The organism is Pseudomonas gorinensis (assembly GCF_042015035.1).
In the GTDB taxonomy this organism is placed as follows: Bacteria; Pseudomonadota; Gammaproteobacteria; order Pseudomonadales; family Pseudomonadaceae; genus Aquipseudomonas; species Aquipseudomonas gorinensis.
In genome coordinates this window covers 3126733-3141824 of the sequence record NZ_CP167125.1, presented here as the reverse complement: position 1 = coordinate 3141824, position 15092 = coordinate 3126733, and the positions used below count along the sequence as shown (strand labels likewise).

14 protein-coding genes are annotated in these 15092 nt (G+C 59.3%); 6 read left to right on the top strand and 8 right to left on the bottom strand.

What is annotated here, in order from left to right; translation table 11 throughout:
• Positions 1-298 precede the first annotated feature (298 nt).
• Positions 299-1039, top strand: a complete 741-nt coding sequence (locus AB7933_RS14400) for a response regulator (RefSeq protein WP_024074922.1) — start codon at positions 299-301, stop codon at positions 1037-1039.
• Positions 1036-2367, top strand: a complete 1332-nt coding sequence (locus AB7933_RS14395; protein ID WP_024074921.1) for an ATP-binding protein — start codon at positions 1036-1038, stop codon at positions 2365-2367. Before AB7933_RS14400 ends, AB7933_RS14395 begins: the two co-directional genes overlap by 4 nt.
• A gap of 107 nt (positions 2368-2474) precedes the next feature.
• Here the strand turns inward: AB7933_RS14395 and AB7933_RS14390 are convergent, their stop codons facing one another.
• A complete protein-coding gene (locus AB7933_RS14390) occupies positions 2475-3437 on the bottom strand; it encodes an IS30-like element ISPpu17 family transposase (protein WP_004577240.1) in 963 nt (320 codons plus the stop codon).
• Between the two features lie 296 nt (positions 3438-3733).
• Between AB7933_RS14390 and AB7933_RS14385 the strand changes: the two genes are divergently transcribed.
• The 4 genes from AB7933_RS14385 to AB7933_RS14370 all read left to right on the top strand — a co-directional run bounded on the left by AB7933_RS14385 (position 3734) and on the right by AB7933_RS14370 (position 7572).
• Entirely contained in the window at positions 3734-4462 is a 729-nt protein-coding gene (locus AB7933_RS14385; protein WP_024074920.1) for a winged helix-turn-helix domain-containing protein, read from the top strand.
• Positions 4455-5210 (top strand): hypothetical protein, encoded by a 756-nt coding sequence (locus AB7933_RS14380; protein ID WP_024074919.1) that lies wholly within the window; start codon positions 4455-4457, stop codon positions 5208-5210. The genes AB7933_RS14385 and AB7933_RS14380 overlap by 8 nt, the downstream gene beginning before the upstream one ends.
• A 31-nt stretch (positions 5211-5241) precedes the next feature.
• Entirely contained in the window at positions 5242-5925 is a 684-nt protein-coding gene (locus tag AB7933_RS14375) for a winged helix-turn-helix domain-containing protein (RefSeq protein ID WP_024074918.1), read from the top strand.
• Between the two features lie 255 nt (positions 5926-6180).
• Complete coding sequence (locus AB7933_RS14370; RefSeq protein ID WP_069076429.1) at positions 6181-7572, top strand: undecaprenyl-phosphate glucose phosphotransferase; 1392 nt, start codon at positions 6181-6183, stop codon at positions 7570-7572.
• Between the two features lie 493 nt (positions 7573-8065).
• On the opposite strand, the gene AB7933_RS14365 is transcribed toward AB7933_RS14370, so the two are convergent.
• From AB7933_RS14365 to AB7933_RS14335, 7 genes are all read right to left on the bottom strand, one after another.
• Positions 8066-10141 (bottom strand): YjbH domain-containing protein, encoded by a 2076-nt coding sequence (locus AB7933_RS14365; RefSeq protein WP_024074916.1) that lies wholly within the window; start codon positions 10139-10141, stop codon positions 8066-8068.
• Positions 10138-10905 carry a capsule biosynthesis GfcC family protein gene (locus AB7933_RS14360; protein WP_024074915.1) on the bottom strand — a complete coding sequence of 256 codons (768 nt, stop codon included), beginning with the start codon at positions 10903-10905 and terminating at the stop codon, positions 10138-10140. The genes AB7933_RS14365 and AB7933_RS14360 overlap by 4 nt, the downstream gene beginning before the upstream one ends.
• Positions 10902-11561, bottom strand: a complete 660-nt coding sequence (locus AB7933_RS14355) for a YjbF family lipoprotein (RefSeq protein ID WP_024074914.1) — start codon at positions 11559-11561, stop codon at positions 10902-10904. Before AB7933_RS14355 ends, AB7933_RS14360 begins: the two co-directional genes overlap by 4 nt.
• Positions 11562-11573: 12 nt before the next feature.
• On the bottom strand, positions 11574-12686 hold the full coding sequence (locus AB7933_RS14350; protein WP_024074913.1) for a polysaccharide biosynthesis/export family protein: 1113 nt from the start codon (positions 12684-12686) through the stop codon (positions 11574-11576).
• Positions 12687-12779: 93 nt separating this feature from the next.
• Complete coding sequence (locus tag AB7933_RS14345) at positions 12780-13019, bottom strand: hypothetical protein (protein ID WP_024074912.1); 240 nt, start codon at positions 13017-13019, stop codon at positions 12780-12782.
• Positions 13020-13199: 180 nt separating this feature from the next.
• Positions 13200-14609 carry a mannose-1-phosphate guanylyltransferase/mannose-6-phosphate isomerase gene (locus AB7933_RS14340; RefSeq protein ID WP_024074911.1) on the bottom strand — a complete coding sequence of 470 codons (1410 nt, stop codon included), beginning with the start codon at positions 14607-14609 and terminating at the stop codon, positions 13200-13202.
• A 23-nt stretch (positions 14610-14632) separates the two neighbouring features.
• Positions 14633-15091, bottom strand: a complete 459-nt coding sequence (locus AB7933_RS14335) for a GDP-mannose mannosyl hydrolase (RefSeq protein ID WP_041161167.1) — start codon at positions 15089-15091, stop codon at positions 14633-14635.
• Position 15092: the final 1 nt, after the last annotated feature.

The following is a 15092-nucleotide window of genomic DNA, read 5'->3' as shown; positions in this document are numbered from 1 at the left end:
GGCTCGGCGTCGACGGTTTTGGGCGGCAGGTAACATAAGGCAGCGGCCAGGGTCAGGCTCGCGAATAAACAGCAGATGGTCCGGGTCTTCATCACAGCGTCCTCGGCAGGTGTTCGATGACGCTCATTGAGCCTGCGCGAGGTATCGGGATTGTGTCGAAAAAAGCCCGCGGGATCGGTATTTTAGCCTCACCGTGTATCTGCTTATCGCCAGATACACTGGCATACAAAGGGCACAAGGCAAGGCATCGGGCAGTGACTAGACTGCGCAGCAATAATGACTGCTTGAGGAAAACAGCATGGACCACGTCGATCACATCCTGATCGTGGATGACGACCGGGAGATCCGCGAACTGCTCGGTCATTACCTGAAGAAAAACGGCATGCGCACCAGCGTGGTCGGCGACGGTCGCCAGATGCGCAGCTTCCTCGACACCACCCCGGTGGACCTGATCGTGCTGGATATCATGATGCCCGGCGACGATGGCTTGCAGCTGTGCCGGGAACTGCGGGTCGGCAAGCACAAGGGCACGCCGGTGCTGATGCTCACCGCGCGCAACGATGAAACCGACCGCATCATCGGCCTGGAAATGGGCGCGGATGATTACCTGGTCAAACCCTTCGCCGCACGCGAGCTGCTGGCCCGGATCAACGCGGTGCTGCGCCGCACGCGCATGCTGCCGCCGAACCTGGTGGTCAGCGAAACCGGGCGCCTGATCCGTTTCGGGCGCTGGCGCCTGGACACCACCGCGCGCCATCTGCTCGATACCGACGACAGCCAGGTGGCCCTGAGCGGCGCGGAATATCGTCTGCTGCGCGTGTTCCTGGATCACCCGCAACGGGTACTCAGCCGCGACCAGTTGCTCAACCTGACCCAGGGTCGCGACGCGGACCTATACGACCGCTCCATCGACCTGCTGGTCAGCCGCCTGCGCCAGCGCCTGCTGGATGATGCCCGCGAACCGGCCTATATCAAGACCGTGCGCAGCGAGGGTTATGTATTCTCCCTGCCGGTGGAAATCCTCGGGGCCGGACAATGAAGTGGCGCCTCGGCTGGCCACGCACGCTGGCGTCGCAGTTGTCGCTGATCTTTCTGGTCAGCCTGGTGTGTGCCCATGGCCTGTCCTTCAGTGCGCAGTTCTACGAGCGCTATATCAGCGCGCGCACCACGATGCTGGATAACCTGGAAAACGATGTGGCCACCTCGGTGGCAATCCTCGACCGCCTGCCCGCCAATGAGCGCGCCAGCTGGCTGCCGCGCCTGGACCGGCAGAACTATCGCTACCTGCTCAATGCCGGCGAAAGCGGCGAACCAATGAAAAGTGATGACATACCAATGGCGGCCGCGTCGATCAGGCATGCCCTGGGCGAGCATTACCCCCTGACCTTTCGCACGATCCCCGGCCTACAGAAACACTTTCAGGCGCACCTGACGCTGGCTGATGGCAACCCGATCACCCTCGACGTACGCCCCGCCGCCCCGCCCGTTGCACACTGGCTGCCGGTGGTGCTGGTCCTGCAACTGGCGCTGCTGCTCGGCTGTACCTGGGCGGCCGTGCGCCTGGCCATCCGCCCGCTGACCCGTCTGGCCCGCGCCGTGGAAACCCTCGACCCGAACGCCCACCCGACGCCCCTGGACGAAACCGGCCCCACCGAAGTCGCCCACGCCGCGGTCGCGTTCAATGCCATGCAGCAACGCATTGCCGAGTACCTCAAGGAACGCATGCAGATCCTTGCGGCGATTTCCCACGACCTGCAAACCCCCATCACCCGCATGAAACTGCGCGCCGAACTCATGGAAGACTCCACCGACCGCGACAAACTGTGGAGCGACCTCGGCGAAATGGAGCATCTGGTGCGCGAAGGCGTGGCCTACGCACGCAGCGTGCACGGCGCCAGCGAGGCCAGTGCACGTATCAACCTCGACGCATTCCTCGACAGCCTGGTGTTTGACTATCAGGACATGAACAAGCGCGTCAGCCTGTCTGGCAGAAGCGCTCGGGTCTTCGACACCCGCCCCCACGCACTGCGCCGCGTGCTGGTCAACCTGGTGGACAACGCGCTGAAATTTGCCGGCAGCGCCGAGCTGGAAGTGGGCGCTACGGCGACGGGCGAACTGTCGATCAAGGTGCTGGACCGCGGCCCCGGGATTGCCGAGGGTGAACTGACGCAAGTGCTGCAGCCGTTTTACCGGGTGGAAAACTCACGCAATCGTGGCACCGGCGGCACGGGGCTGGGGTTGGCAATTGCGCAACAACTGGTGGTGGCGATTGGCGGGACGCTGACCTTGAGCAATCGTCTGGGCGGCGGGTTGTGTGCCGAGATTCGCCTGGGTCGGCCAGTCAGTCGGCCGCGCAAAGACTTATAGTGCGAAGGGGCTTGGTCGACACCTCACGATCCTCCACATATGACAAATACTAAACTGCCATCACGGACAAAGACCGCTTCACCTAAATTACTTATCACGCCCTGAATTCAACACATAAGTGCAACGCTCACCCCTGTATGCACTTCGTACGGCGTCTTCCAGCCCAAGCGCTTGCGCGGGCGTAGATTGATCCTCGCTACTGTCCGATTGACGGCTTCGACGGTCAGCTTGCTGAAGTCGCTGCCCTTGGGGAAATACTGGCGGAGCAGACCGTTGGTGTTTTCATTGGTGCCACGTTGCCAGGATGAATAGGGGTCTGCAAAAAAGACCTGGCACTGGCTCCGTAGCGCGATGCGTTCATGCCCGGCAAACTCCCTTCCGTTATCCAGCGTCAGCGTGTGAGCGGCATGGCCCTGAAGCATCAGATTGATCGCCCGCGTTACCTGCCGGCGCGTTCTGCGCTTGACCGGATAGGCGCTCAGATAGCCGCTTTTGCGATCAACCAGGGTCACCAGGTTACCGCCCAGTCCATGTACCGTATCGCCCTCCCAGTCCCCCAGGCGCTCGCGGCTTTCGACCTCGGCTGGGCGTTCACTGATTGACACGCGATTACGCAGCTGCCCGCGCCGATCGTGGCTTCCATAGCGTTTCCGGTAGCGCTTTCGGCGATGTCGCAGATAGGTATAAAGCTCACCACCGGCGCGCTGTTCGGCGGCAATGAACCGATAAATCCACTCATGGCTGACCGCCCGGCTTGGCTGCTCCTGCTTCAACCGCTGGGCGATCTGCTCCGGACTCATGCCATGCTTGAGCCACACCGGGAGATGATGGCTGAGCCATGTCGCCGGCTTGCAAAACTTGCGCGCACCCGCTCGACGAGCATCACTTTCATGGGCCGCAGAAACAGCCTTGTAGATATTCTGGGTGCTGTTGCGGCGAACCTCGCGACTGATCGTCGAGGGATGCACGCCGACCCGCTTTGCAATGCTCGCCTGGCTCTCTGCGGCGCTCAAGCCAGCCTCAATCTGGTAACGTTGTCCCTGAGTCAGCTGCCGGTAATGCGTAGTCATCTGCGCTTGAATCCTTCGGTGTGAGAGCCTGGATTCTACCGGTGGCTGGCTCTCTGCCTCTCGTTTCAAGCGTTGCGCTTATTCTATGAATTCAGGCGCATTAAAAAACTGCACTAGCATATGTCTACAGCTGCACAAATACCCTCGCAACACCCCCCGCTCACCGCGTTCACTCCTATAGAATAAACGGACGAATGTTAAAATTTGTCACGTTTTGCCGTAATCAATTCGATTAGTATCTAAACGCTAGCAGCGATTGAACTGTCGGCCTTGCATGCCGGAAAAGGGAGTAGGTGATGCATTTTTCCAACGTCCTCGCTATTGCACGGACTCCGTCTAAAACCGAGGATTTTAGAGCGCTTATAGTTCGCACTGTACCGAATGATTTAAAAGTCGATACACGTAGCTACGGCCAACTAGTTGACTCACTGGATGACCCCGTCAATTACCGCGCCATCATTATAGAAATCGATACGCCCTCTGCCAGCCATCAAACTCTGGACATCATAAAGAAGACACGAACCCAACATCCGGGTTGCATCATATGTGTCGTGGTGACATTTGCGTCCACCCAGAGCAAGACCAAATACTATTTGGCCGGCGCCGATTACTGCATCAAAGTAGTCGAAACTTCCCCCGAGAAAAAACTCGATTTAGTCGATGCGTTTCTGAATGAAACGTATCGGTCGGATTCTTGCGAACTGATCCTCGACCAGGACCGCATGTGCATTTATGGCGGTGGCCAAAAGTTAGAGATCTCCTTCGTTGAAATGAAGGTACTCGAAGCACTGATTCATAAGCGACTGCTCAGTCACGATGAAATCGCCGCGGTCATGGGGCTCAATACCAAGTTCTACGATTCCCGCGCTCTGGAAAAATCCATCAGCCGCCTGCGCAGCAAGATCAAGGCGCAATATGGCGAAAACATCATTCAGAATATTCGAGGCTACGGCTATAAATTAAGCCGCGGGATTATTTCTGCCAACCATCTGCACCCTGTCAAGGAGAGGTCGAATCGTGAATAGCGAGAAAATATCACCTGCAGGCATTGCCGAGTTCAAGTTCCTGAGGCAGGCGATAGTTGAACGAAACTGCACGCTATGGGGAAGTGAAACTCGCGTCGACAGCACGACCAACTTGCTCACTCATGCGCATGAGCTGCATCCGATGTGCCGCGAACAACTGCAATGTGCCTATCGTGAGGCCCTGCAACTGTTGACGCCACGTTCAACGAACGCAACCCGAAAACTACCAGCGGCTTCGCGTTACCCGGCCATGCATAAGTTCCTGCGCATTGACCAATCGGCACTGATGTGCCCAGACATGATCAAGCAGTTAATCCAAACTTCCGATACGTTGGAGCAGTACAAACAGCAACTCGTCATCAGCGTAGAAAACCCCTTGGACGCATTGCCAAGTCCAGTGGAGCGCAGGGCCATGGTGCGCCAGCTTTATACCCTGAAAGACCGCAGCGGTATCAAACTTGCCTACAACAACTACAAACTCGATACAAAGCCGGCTGACCTGCTGATAGAACTCAAGCTCTATGACTATATAAAAATGCCCTTTCCGGACACGGCCATCCGCTTGAGCCTAAATACGCACTCCGACCTGTTCAATCGGCTCTACGACCGTATGCTAGAGCTGATAAGCGTCACGCGCGTGTCATTTATCGCGGACCAGGTTGAATTTTCCGACAGTGCCATGCTCGCCAAACACCTGCCTTTTAATTACTTTCAGGGCGGTTATTACTCGCCCGCTGAAAGTTTATAGTTTTCTCCCCCCACTGATAACGGTGAACACGATGAGCTCACTCAAAAAGCACGCCTTCTCGCCCGCACCTGTGCCTATTGCGCTTCAGGATTTTGCACCCAACGTCGAGTTGACCTATCGCGACCACACTTATACTTTACGGGACAATACCGTGAGGGCCACGCTAACGTCTGCGGTGATCGACACTCCGTTGCATCACAACCACTACTTCACCCCACCGACAAGTCACTACATTGTCATTGATAAACTCAACTTCTCAACTACCCCGTCAACACCGTGTCTGCAGGCTGCTGCACAACCGTCCAGTGACAGCCACTTAAAATCTCAACTTACCAATACTAAGACACATCGCAATCTCCAGGAAAACAACGCTGACTTCACCGCGCTGCACACGCCGGACTTTTGGTTACTGACACAACAGGATCGGATACTGGTTAAAGGTGGCCTGCGTATTTCATTAACCACGATTGAATCGGCGCTGATCAAGAAGATGCTCCACCATGAAGAACGGGTGGTCAGCAAAGAGGAACTGATCCGCAACATCGGGCGCGAACCTGAACTGTATCGCGGTCTGGAAATGTGCCTTAGCCGCCTCCAGGAAAAATTCAAACGGGTTAACGACGGCGAGCGCTTGTTTCGTTCAGTGCGAAATCGAGGCTATTGTTTGACGCAGAAGATAAAAAAATCACTGGAGCTCACCACGCAACGCCACTAAAACAAAAATAATACACTTACACAATAATCACCCTGCCACCCACCACCCTATTAAAACTGCCTTTTTATAACAACCCCCTCCTCGTCATACAGCTACTAGATACTGCCATGACCCTGTTATAAGTCGTCAGCTATTGCTCCCTACCGTTGATTACTATCCCTTTGTGCGCCTCTGCGCGCCTGTCGTTTGGTGGTTATTAACGCCACGTGTCGCTTAACTCTGCCACCACGAGTGGTCACCACTGGGAGCAGTAGCATGCTGAATAACCAAAGAATGCATCGTCATCTAACACCTAAAGGCTTGACCTTCTGGGGGCAATGGACACTGGCCTCCAGCCTGGTCGTGGCATTACTATTTGCATTGGTTGTTTTAAAGACCGGCCAACTTGACTATTACTATCGGGCATTGGCCGCTTTTACGATACTTGCCTCTCTACCGGCGTATATGTTGTGCGATGTGTACAGCAAGAAAGATGATTATGGCGTGGGCCTGGGGCGGCTCTTCATGGGCTGGCTGCTAACACTGATTATTTTATTAGCCGTGGGCATCGCCTGTAATGCCGGGGCACTGTTCCCCCTGGAGATCCTGTTACTGTGGGCCGCCACCAGCTACGCGCTACTAGCATTATGCTATATCCCTATTCATAGTCTTTCCCGTTATTACCACAACCAACTTCACGAGCGGCATAAATCGCTGATCGTCGGTACAGGCAAGCTCGCCGCAGACCTGGCCACCACCCTGTCCCGGCGTAAACGCTCGCCCCTGGTTGGCTTGGTCGGCGCCCGCGACACCGCTGCGCCGCAGCTGCAGTCGCAGATACTCGGCGAGCTGCCGGACCTGCCGCAGTTGATTCGCCAGCACGGTATCCGTCGGCTCTACATCACCCATTCACTGCAGGAAGCCACGCATATCGAGGCGTTGTACATCAACCTGTTGGACATCAGCGTGGATGTGATCTGGGTGCCCGACCTCAATAACATGCTGCTGCTCAACCACTGCGTCGCCGAGGTGGATGGCTTGCCGGCGATTTTCCTCAATGAAAGCCCACTGACCAGCCGCCCGACCGCGGCCCTGAGCAAGTCGCTGCTGGACAAGAGCCTGGCATTGCTGGCGATCATCCTGCTAAGCCCGTTGTTGTTACTGTTCGCCGTGCTGATCAAGCTCACCTCTCCCGGCCCGGTGATTTTCAAACAGGACCGGCACGGCTGGAACGGCCAGGTGATCAAGGTGTGGAAATTCCGCTCGATGCGTGTGCATGACGACAAGGAAGTGCGCCAGGCCAGTCGCAACGATTCGCGCATCACCCCGGTGGGCCGCTTCATTCGCCGCACCTCCATCGATGAACTGCCGCAATTGTTCAACGTATTGCAGGGGCACATGGCGTTGGTCGGCCCACGCCCCCATGCGGTGGCGCACAACGACTACTACTCCGGGAAGATTCACGCGTACATGGCACGCCATCGCATCAAGCCCGGTATCACCGGCCTGGCACAGATCAATGGTTGCCGCGGGGAAACGGAGACCCTGGAGAAGATGCAAAAACGCGTCGATATCGACCTGCGCTACATCAACAACTGGTCACTGTGGCTGGACATCAAGATCCTGCTGAAAACGCCGTTTACGCTGCTGTCCAAAGACATCTACTAGATCACTGTGGCGAGCGGGCTTGCCCGTTAAGGCTTTTTGTAGGAGCGAGCTTGCTCGCGAAGAACTCAGAGGCGCTGCGTTCATTCAGGAAGCACGCGTTATCGTTGACGTTTTTCGCGAGCACGCTCGCTCCTACAGAAGGCGATGTACGCTTAACTGAAACGGCATTAGGGCTTGCCCTCATGCCGTTCAGTTAAGGGTTTTTTGTAGGAGCGAGCTTGCTCGCGAAGAACTCACAGGCGCCGCGTTCATTCAGGAAACACGCGTTATCGTTGACGTTTTTCGCGAGCACGCTCGCTCCTACAGAAGCCGATTAGGGCAAGCCCGCATGCCGTTCAGTTAAGGCTTTTTTGTAGGAGCGAGCTTGCTCGCGAAGAACTCACAGGCGCCGCGTTCATTCAGGAAGCACGCGTTGTCGTTGACGTTTTTCGCGAGCAAGCTCGCTCCTACAGAAGCCGATTAGGGCAAGCCCGCATGCCACAAGGGCTACTGCCTACTCAGTGATCTTCTCGAAGTTCTTGTAGAACAGGTCACTGTCACGCCCATCGGTCATCGAATGCAGTGAGTACGCGCGGTTGAGTCGCGCACCGCCATCACGCGTCAGCGGTGCCCACACCAGGTTGGCGCGGCGCAGGGTCGACAGGCTCATCAACTCATCGAAGGGAATCGACAGGTACAGGCCCTTGTCGAAACTGCCTTCACCGTAGGCTTCCTTGGAGGCCGTGGTCCGCGTGACCCACGCGCCAATACGCACGCCATTGTTGAATTGCCGCGACAGGTCAAGGGTCGCGCCCCAATCCCGCGCCAGGTAGCGGCCGACACTCAGTGCGCCCTGGGTGTTGAACGGCAAGTCGGTGTAGCCGGTGATATGGCCGGTGAGCGTGCGGTAGTCGCGCAGGCTGAAGTCCTGCTCGAACCCGCGCTGGCGCACATAGTTCAGGTCAGCCCCCAGCGCCCAGCGCTGGCCCATCGACCGGTACAGCACTTCACTGCCGACACCGGCATACATCGACTCCAGCAAACCACCGTAGACCATGCCGTAGAGGTCCTGGTCCAACTGCACCGCACGGTTGAGCTGAAAGGTCGGCAAGGTCACATCGGACGTGGTCATGTACTTGCGCAGATCGGTACGTACCCGTGGCAAGCCACTGGGCGCGTCGTAGGTGAAGCCATCGTAGTTGTTCAGCAGGTTGACGCTGAGCAAGCCGCTCCACCAGGTGTTGCGGGTGAAACGGTACTCGGCGTCGAGGTCGGCGGAAACCTGGTAGAGCAAGCCATCCGGGCCGCCGACGTTCTGCTTGTAGCCCAGCCCGGCGCCGTAGCTCAGGGGGTTGGCGGATTGGGTGTAGAGCACCGTCTGGTTGTGCGCGCTGGCACGATTGACTTCGGTCTGGCGGTGCAGGTCCTGCAAGTCCTCGCGGTTGGCGACCACCTCACGAAACGTCTCGCGAGGCACGCTGGTTTCTTCGATCGGCATCGCGTACCGCTCGCTGACCAGGGTGAACCAGCTGATCTGGTCATTGACACTGTTGTCGAGGATACGACTGGCGCGGCCCACGGCCTTGGCGCCATGGAAATAGCGCTGTTGCTCGCCATACACCAGCAACTCCGGCCCGCGCTGGGCGATGCGTTGGACGCTGTAGCCGGCATTGTCCTGCAAGCGCTTGGACACTGCCGCCCAATCCACCTGGTCCATGGGCGTGGTCGGTGCCTGCGCGGGCAGTGGCGGCGGCGGTGGGTCATACGTCTTGACCGGTGCCTTGCGGCTGACGAAGTTGGTGTGCAGGGTAATCCCGAACATGGCGGTGTTGCCCCGCTCCCAGGCGGCACTCAGGTCGATGGAGTCGGCGACCTTGAAGACCAGGCCAAGGTTGATCGGCGAGTCCTGGCGCTGGTTGTTATCGCGCGGCTCGTGCTGGTAGTCATTGCCCTCGTATTCAAGCTTGAGGCTCAGCGGCGCCCAGGGTGTCTGGTAGGCGACGCCTCCAAACAGCGCCGGCCGGCCGCGAAAATATCCGTTGGAAAAACTGCCGGAGCCTTCGGCCGTGGGTCGCTGGTTGAAACGATCATCCAGCGCGCCCAACGGGTTGCCCAAATCGCCACGGCTGCCCATGTAGCCCCAGGCAATACCGGCACTGAAATCCACATCGCCATAGCGCTTGTTGGCCACCAGGTACTCGCTGGAAAACAGCCCCGTACCGCCCAAGTCCATCATCCCCAACGCGACCTGGGGCAGCCAGTGGCTCTCCTCATACAGGCGCACTTTGGCATCGACGGCCTTGTCCTTGTAGCTCTGGCCGCCACTGAACGACTCAGGGCCATAGGGGCGGTTGGTGATCGCGGTGTAGCGGAAGGTGCCTTCAAGCCAGTCCAGCGGCTGCGCCGAAAAACTGTAGCGGCTATAGGGGTCGGTGCGGCTGGCATTCACGCTGAGTTCGCCAAGCGGGGCCATGCGTGCGGTGGGGGTTTGCAGCAGCCCGACGCCGCCGAAGTCATTCTGGGTGTAACGGGGTTCGCCATGCGCGACGCCACAGGGCACCAGCAGCACGGCCGCAATACATAATTTCAAGGCGTGACCTCGGCCAGGGGTTGGGTGGCGAGAAACTCGGCCAGTTGCTGGTTCAACTCGGGGGTGGGCGGCTCCAGGTCGTCGCTGCGCAACGGCACCAGCACGGTGCTGCCCGGTGCCGGCGCGGCGCCCTCCTCGCGGTTCCATGGGGCAATGCCCAGGCGGGTGACGTGGCCGTCGGGCTGGATCAGCCACAGGTAGTCGCGATCGGCGCCCGCCACGGGCGGGCATTCATCCAGGTAATCACGGGCCTGGCGCTGCGCCTGGAAGGCCACCGTGCATGACGCCGCGACGGCGCCGAGGATGCGCACGCTTGCGGGCCTGGGTGGATAGATCAACTGGTCGCCATCGTTGACGCGCGGGTTGGGCGCAAAGCCGACTTCCACCGCCACCGGGTCCAGCACCGCGACTTGCCGGCCGGTCACCGGCAGTGCCTGCACCTGCTGATAAAGGCGCGCCGCCTGAACGGCGCGGTTCTCGCGCCCGGCGTCCAACGCGGCGTTGCGCAATGTCTGAAGGTCAAACAGCACACCGGCCTTGAGGCGTGCCTGGCGTTCCAGCAACGGCCGGCGCAGCCAGGCCGCACCCAGCCAGTAGCCCTCGGCATCCGGCTGCGACGCGATGATCACGTCGAGCAAGCGGGCCTCGGGAGCCAAGGGGATCGGCCCCGGATGAAGCACTTGACCGCTGACGGTCATGGCGGCCTGGCACGCGCCGGCACAGCTCCACGCCAGCGCCAGCACCCAGCGTCTACGGCAGCTCATCGGGCCTCCTTGCGTGCGGGTTGCAATTGGGTGATTTTCAAGGTGAGGCGCGGGCTGAGGTGTTGTTCGCTCTGCACGATAAAACCGTCACGGGGGTCGACCCAGTAACGGTTGCGCGCCCGAAAGCCCAGGGCGGCGGCTTCGATGTCTTCATCCACGCGCAGCAAGGTGTAGGGTTTGTCGAGGATATCGACGGTCTCCAGGCCCTCGCGGGTCAGGCGGCTGGTGACGCTGATGCCGACGCGATAACCGTCCACCAGGTCGATCCGCCGCGTACTGCGATAGCCATCCGGCACGCGGTGCAGGCCCTGTTGGAAGGGCGACGGGCCGTCCCAGTGCGTGCCGTCCAGGTCAGTGCCCAGGCCTACGGTGCGCACCACCAGGCCGTCGCGCAGCAACAGCACCTGTTTGCCGGACGCGACCCAGAATTGCAGGTCGCCGCGCTGGCGAATCATCGCCATCACCCCTTCGCTGGACACCGTCTTCACCAGGATCTGGGGAAACGGCACGGCGTCCACCTGGGCCTGGGTCAGCTCCAGGGGCGAAGGCCCCGAGACCGCCGCCTTGAAGGTGTCGAGCGAGGCCTGCATCAGCGGATTGCAGCCAGCCAACAGCCACGCCAACCCCGCGTACGTACCGATTTTCAGACTGTTCACGCAGGTTCCACCCTATCGGCTGTTGGCTTCGCTCAGGTTGTTCTGAGTGGATGCACCAATGCCGATAATCGACGCGGAAGGCACCAGTTGGCTGATAAAGCGGTTCCAACGCGTGATATTCGCCGGCCCGACAAACACCACGTCCTGGGGCTGCACATCAAAGCGCGTGGCCAGGGCCATGGCTGAGGGGGAGCCGGCTTCCAACTGGAACACCTTGGCCGGTTCCACATCAATGTTCTGCGCACCGCGAATCACGTAGATGGCATCGGCGTTGGAGGTGTTCTGGTTGACCCCGCCCACCGAACCCAGCACATCGGAGAGGTTCATGCTGCGGGTCTTGAAACTCAACGCACGGGGCTGCATGACTTCACCCATAACATAGATGCGCTTGCGATCGTTGTAGGCCAGGTAAAGCTGGTCACCGTCCTTGAGGTAGACCTCGTTCAAACGCGACGCTTCGAGGTTGAGCGTATCCAGGTCCAAGGTGTAGTGCTTGCCGCCACGGGTCAGGGTCAGGTTCGACAGGTCAGCATTGAGCGGGTCTATACCGGCGGCCCCCAGGGCTTCACTGACGTTCATGGGGATGGTGGTGATCGGCACCGGCCCGGCCTTGACCACTGCGCCGCTGATCACCACTTTCTGGCTGGCAAAGCGCAGCACACTGACATCCACTTGGGGGCTGTCGATGTATCGGCGCAACTTGTCGGTGATCTCGCTGCGCAGCGCCTCAATGGAACGGCCCTTGGCAACCAATTCGCCCACATAGGGGTAAAACAGATTGCCCTCCGGGCTAACCAGTCGGCCATTAGCATCGATCTGCTGTTGCGGGCCGGACGGCGCGGTGAGTTCAGGGTGATCCCACACGGTGATATACAACGCATCATTGGCACCGATCAGATACGGGCCGGGTTTATAACTCAGTAGTTCCGCCGGGATGGCATAAGGCACTTGCGTGGCAGCGTCCATGGCCAATAACTTTGGGGTAATTGGAATTAGATCCACTCGGCTACTCTCTGCCCCGCCCGGCTCAGTCAAGGCCGCGGTGTCCATATATTGACCCGGGGCAAACATGCAGCCTTGCAATAAGACAGCGGCCACGACGGCCAGGGGAAAAATACGCATCATAGTGTTAGGACACTCGCGATAAACAACAAGAAAAAAAGACCACTTGGATGGGGGTGCCAAGCGGTCTAAAAGCGGAAGGTTTGCAACTGGCAACTAGCGACTGGTACTCGTGGTACCGGTAGTACCGGTGGTACCCGTAGTGCCGCCGCCATTGGAGCTGCCGCCGCTGTTGGACACCGCGGCAACACCCGCAATCAGGGCAGCGCCAACCAGCAGCGTTTGCCCAACTGTCACGGTACCCACCACTTGCGTATCAAGTCCCAACGGCAACTCATCGGCCAACGCAGAAGTGCTCAAGACACTGAGCACCATGATAGCCAGTGATTTTCTCATTTCAGACTCCTTATCGTCAGTGAACAGGAAAGTCGATAGTGCCACTCAACTAAACAACGCACCAGACGCGCAACTTTTAACTGACTTAGTTGAAAATAACGTTTTTCCGGTGAAGCGCCCGGTGGCCACTGCATCGGGACAATCAAAGTTATTTAAAACGTTATTAATTGTCGAAAAACATCAGGCCCTGCCGTACTTGTCTTCAAAGCGCACGATATCGTCCTCGCCCAGGTAGGAACCCGACTGCACCTCGATCAATTCCAGGGGAATCACTCCTGGGTTTTCCAAGGCATGCACCTGACCGATGGGGATGTAGGTCGACTGGTTTTCCGCCACCAGGTAAGTCTGCTCGCCATTGGTGACCCTGGCCGTACCGCTGACCACGATCCAATGCTCGGCGCGGTGGTGGTGCATCTGCACCGACAACTTGGCCCCCGGCTTCACCGTGATACGCTTGACCTGATAGCGCTGGCCGTTGTCCACCGAGTCGTACATGCCCCATGGTCGATACACCTCGCGGTGGTTGAGATGTTCATGGCGCCCGGCCTGCTTGAGCAGGTCGACGATGCCCTTGACCTGCTGCACCTGGTCCTTGTGGGCCACCAGCACCGCGTCCTTGGTCTCGACAATGATCAGGTTCTGCACCCCCACCGTGGCCACCAGCCGACTGTCAGCGTGTACGTAGGTATCGTGAGTGTCCAGGCTTAGCCCATCGCCGCGTATCACATTGCCGCTGGAGTCTTTTTCGCTGGCCTCCCACAACGCCGACCACGAGCCAATATCACTCCAGCCGGCCTGCAACGGCACCATCACCGCGTCACTGGTTTTTTCCATCACCGCGTAATCGATGGAGTCGTCGGGGCAAGCGGCAAAGGTCGCGGCATGCACGCGGGTGAAGGGTTGATCCTGGCTGCCGCCTTCCAGCGCCACGCGACAGGCCTTGAGGATGGCCGGCTGGAAGCGTTCCAGTTCCTCCAGGTAACGGCTGGCGCGGAACATGAACATGCCGCTGTTCCAGTAATACCCACCATCGGCCACATACGCGGCAGCGGTGGCGGCGTCCGGCTTCTCCACAAAGCGCTTGACCTGATAACCGCCCTCGCCCGCCGCCGCGCCTTGTTCGATATAGCCGTAGCCGGTATGGGCGCTGGTGGGCGAGATACCGAAGGTCACCAGCTTGCCGTCACGGGCAAGCGGCAGCGCCACTTCCAGGCTGGCATGAAACGCTGGGATGTCTTCGATCAAATGGTCCGCTGCCAGCACCAGAAGGATCGGGTCCTGGTCCTCGGCCACCGCCTTGCACGCCGCCAGCGCGATGGCCGGCGCCGTGTTGCGCCCCGCCGGCTCCAACAGGATGCTGGCCTGTTCCATGCCCAACTGGCGCAACTGCTCGGCCACCAGGAAGCGGTGCTGTTCATTGCAGATCAACTGCGGCAGCGCGACGTTAGCGCCTTCCAGCCGCGTGATGGTCTGCTGCAGCATCGAAAGGTGCGCGTCGGTCAAGCGCAGGAACTGCTTGGGGTTCAGTTGCCGCGAAAGCGGCCACAGGCGCGACCCCGAACCGCCTGCCATGATCACGGGTAACAACATGAGAGCGTCCTCGGGAGAGAGAGTCAGAAATAGGCGCGAGTGTGTTCATGCACCCGCAGGCTGATGCGCAGTTCATCCTCGGACCACCAGCGGTAATGCTGGTGTTGCTCCGTGGGCGGCTGCAGGGTCTGGCCTTCCGGCAGGTCCAGGCAATAGCTGAGCACCACATAATGGGTGTCCGGCCCGGCCCCGGCGTTGGCAAACACGCTGTCGTCGTAGAAGTGCTCGAACACCCCCAACAGCCGCGCCTCAGCGCGCTCGAAGGTGTACCCCAGTTCGTCGCAGGTGATGCGCCGGAATGCGCTGTCGAGGTTTTCGTTTTTCTGGATACGCCCGCCGGGCACGAACCAGAAGCCGTAGGCCGGCCGGTTGACGCGCAAGCCCAGCAGGGCCTCGCCACGGGTATTTCTTACCACCAGGTCGATCGCCACCAGCGGCGTCGATGCCACGACCGTATTGAAGGTCGGTAAATCAAGCCACATA

Excerpts from the sequence above, each read along its gene's own strand:
- AB7933_RS14395 (WP_024074921.1), top strand. The coding sequence starts at position 1,036 with ATGAAGTGGCGCCTCGGCTGGCCACGCACGCTGGCGTCGCAGTTGTCG.
- AB7933_RS14340 (WP_024074911.1), bottom strand. The coding sequence starts at position 14,609 with ATGTTGTTACCCGTGATCATGGCAGGCGGTTCGGGGTCGCGCCTGTGG.
- AB7933_RS14375 (WP_024074918.1), top strand. The coding sequence starts at position 5,242 with ATGAGCTCACTCAAAAAGCACGCCTTCTCGCCCGCACCTGTGCCTATT.
- AB7933_RS14335 (WP_041161167.1), bottom strand. The coding sequence starts at position 15,091 with ATGTGGCTTGATTTACCGACCTTCAATACGGTCGTGGCATCGACGCCG.
- AB7933_RS14385 (WP_024074920.1), top strand. The coding sequence starts at position 3,734 with ATGCATTTTTCCAACGTCCTCGCTATTGCACGGACTCCGTCTAAAACC.
- AB7933_RS14360 (WP_024074915.1), bottom strand. The coding sequence starts at position 10,905 with ATGAGCTGCCGTAGACGCTGGGTGCTGGCGCTGGCGTGGAGCTGTGCC.
- AB7933_RS14400 (WP_024074922.1), top strand. The coding sequence starts at position 299 with ATGGACCACGTCGATCACATCCTGATCGTGGATGACGACCGGGAGATC.
- AB7933_RS14350 (WP_024074913.1), bottom strand. The coding sequence starts at position 12,686 with ATGATGCGTATTTTTCCCCTGGCCGTCGTGGCCGCTGTCTTATTGCAA.
- AB7933_RS14370 (WP_069076429.1), top strand. The coding sequence starts at position 6,181 with ATGCTGAATAACCAAAGAATGCATCGTCATCTAACACCTAAAGGCTTG.
- AB7933_RS14345 (WP_024074912.1), bottom strand. The coding sequence starts at position 13,019 with ATGAGAAAATCACTGGCTATCATGGTGCTCAGTGTCTTGAGCACTTCT.
- AB7933_RS14390 (WP_004577240.1), bottom strand. The coding sequence starts at position 3,437 with ATGACTACGCATTACCGGCAGCTGACTCAGGGACAACGTTACCAGATT.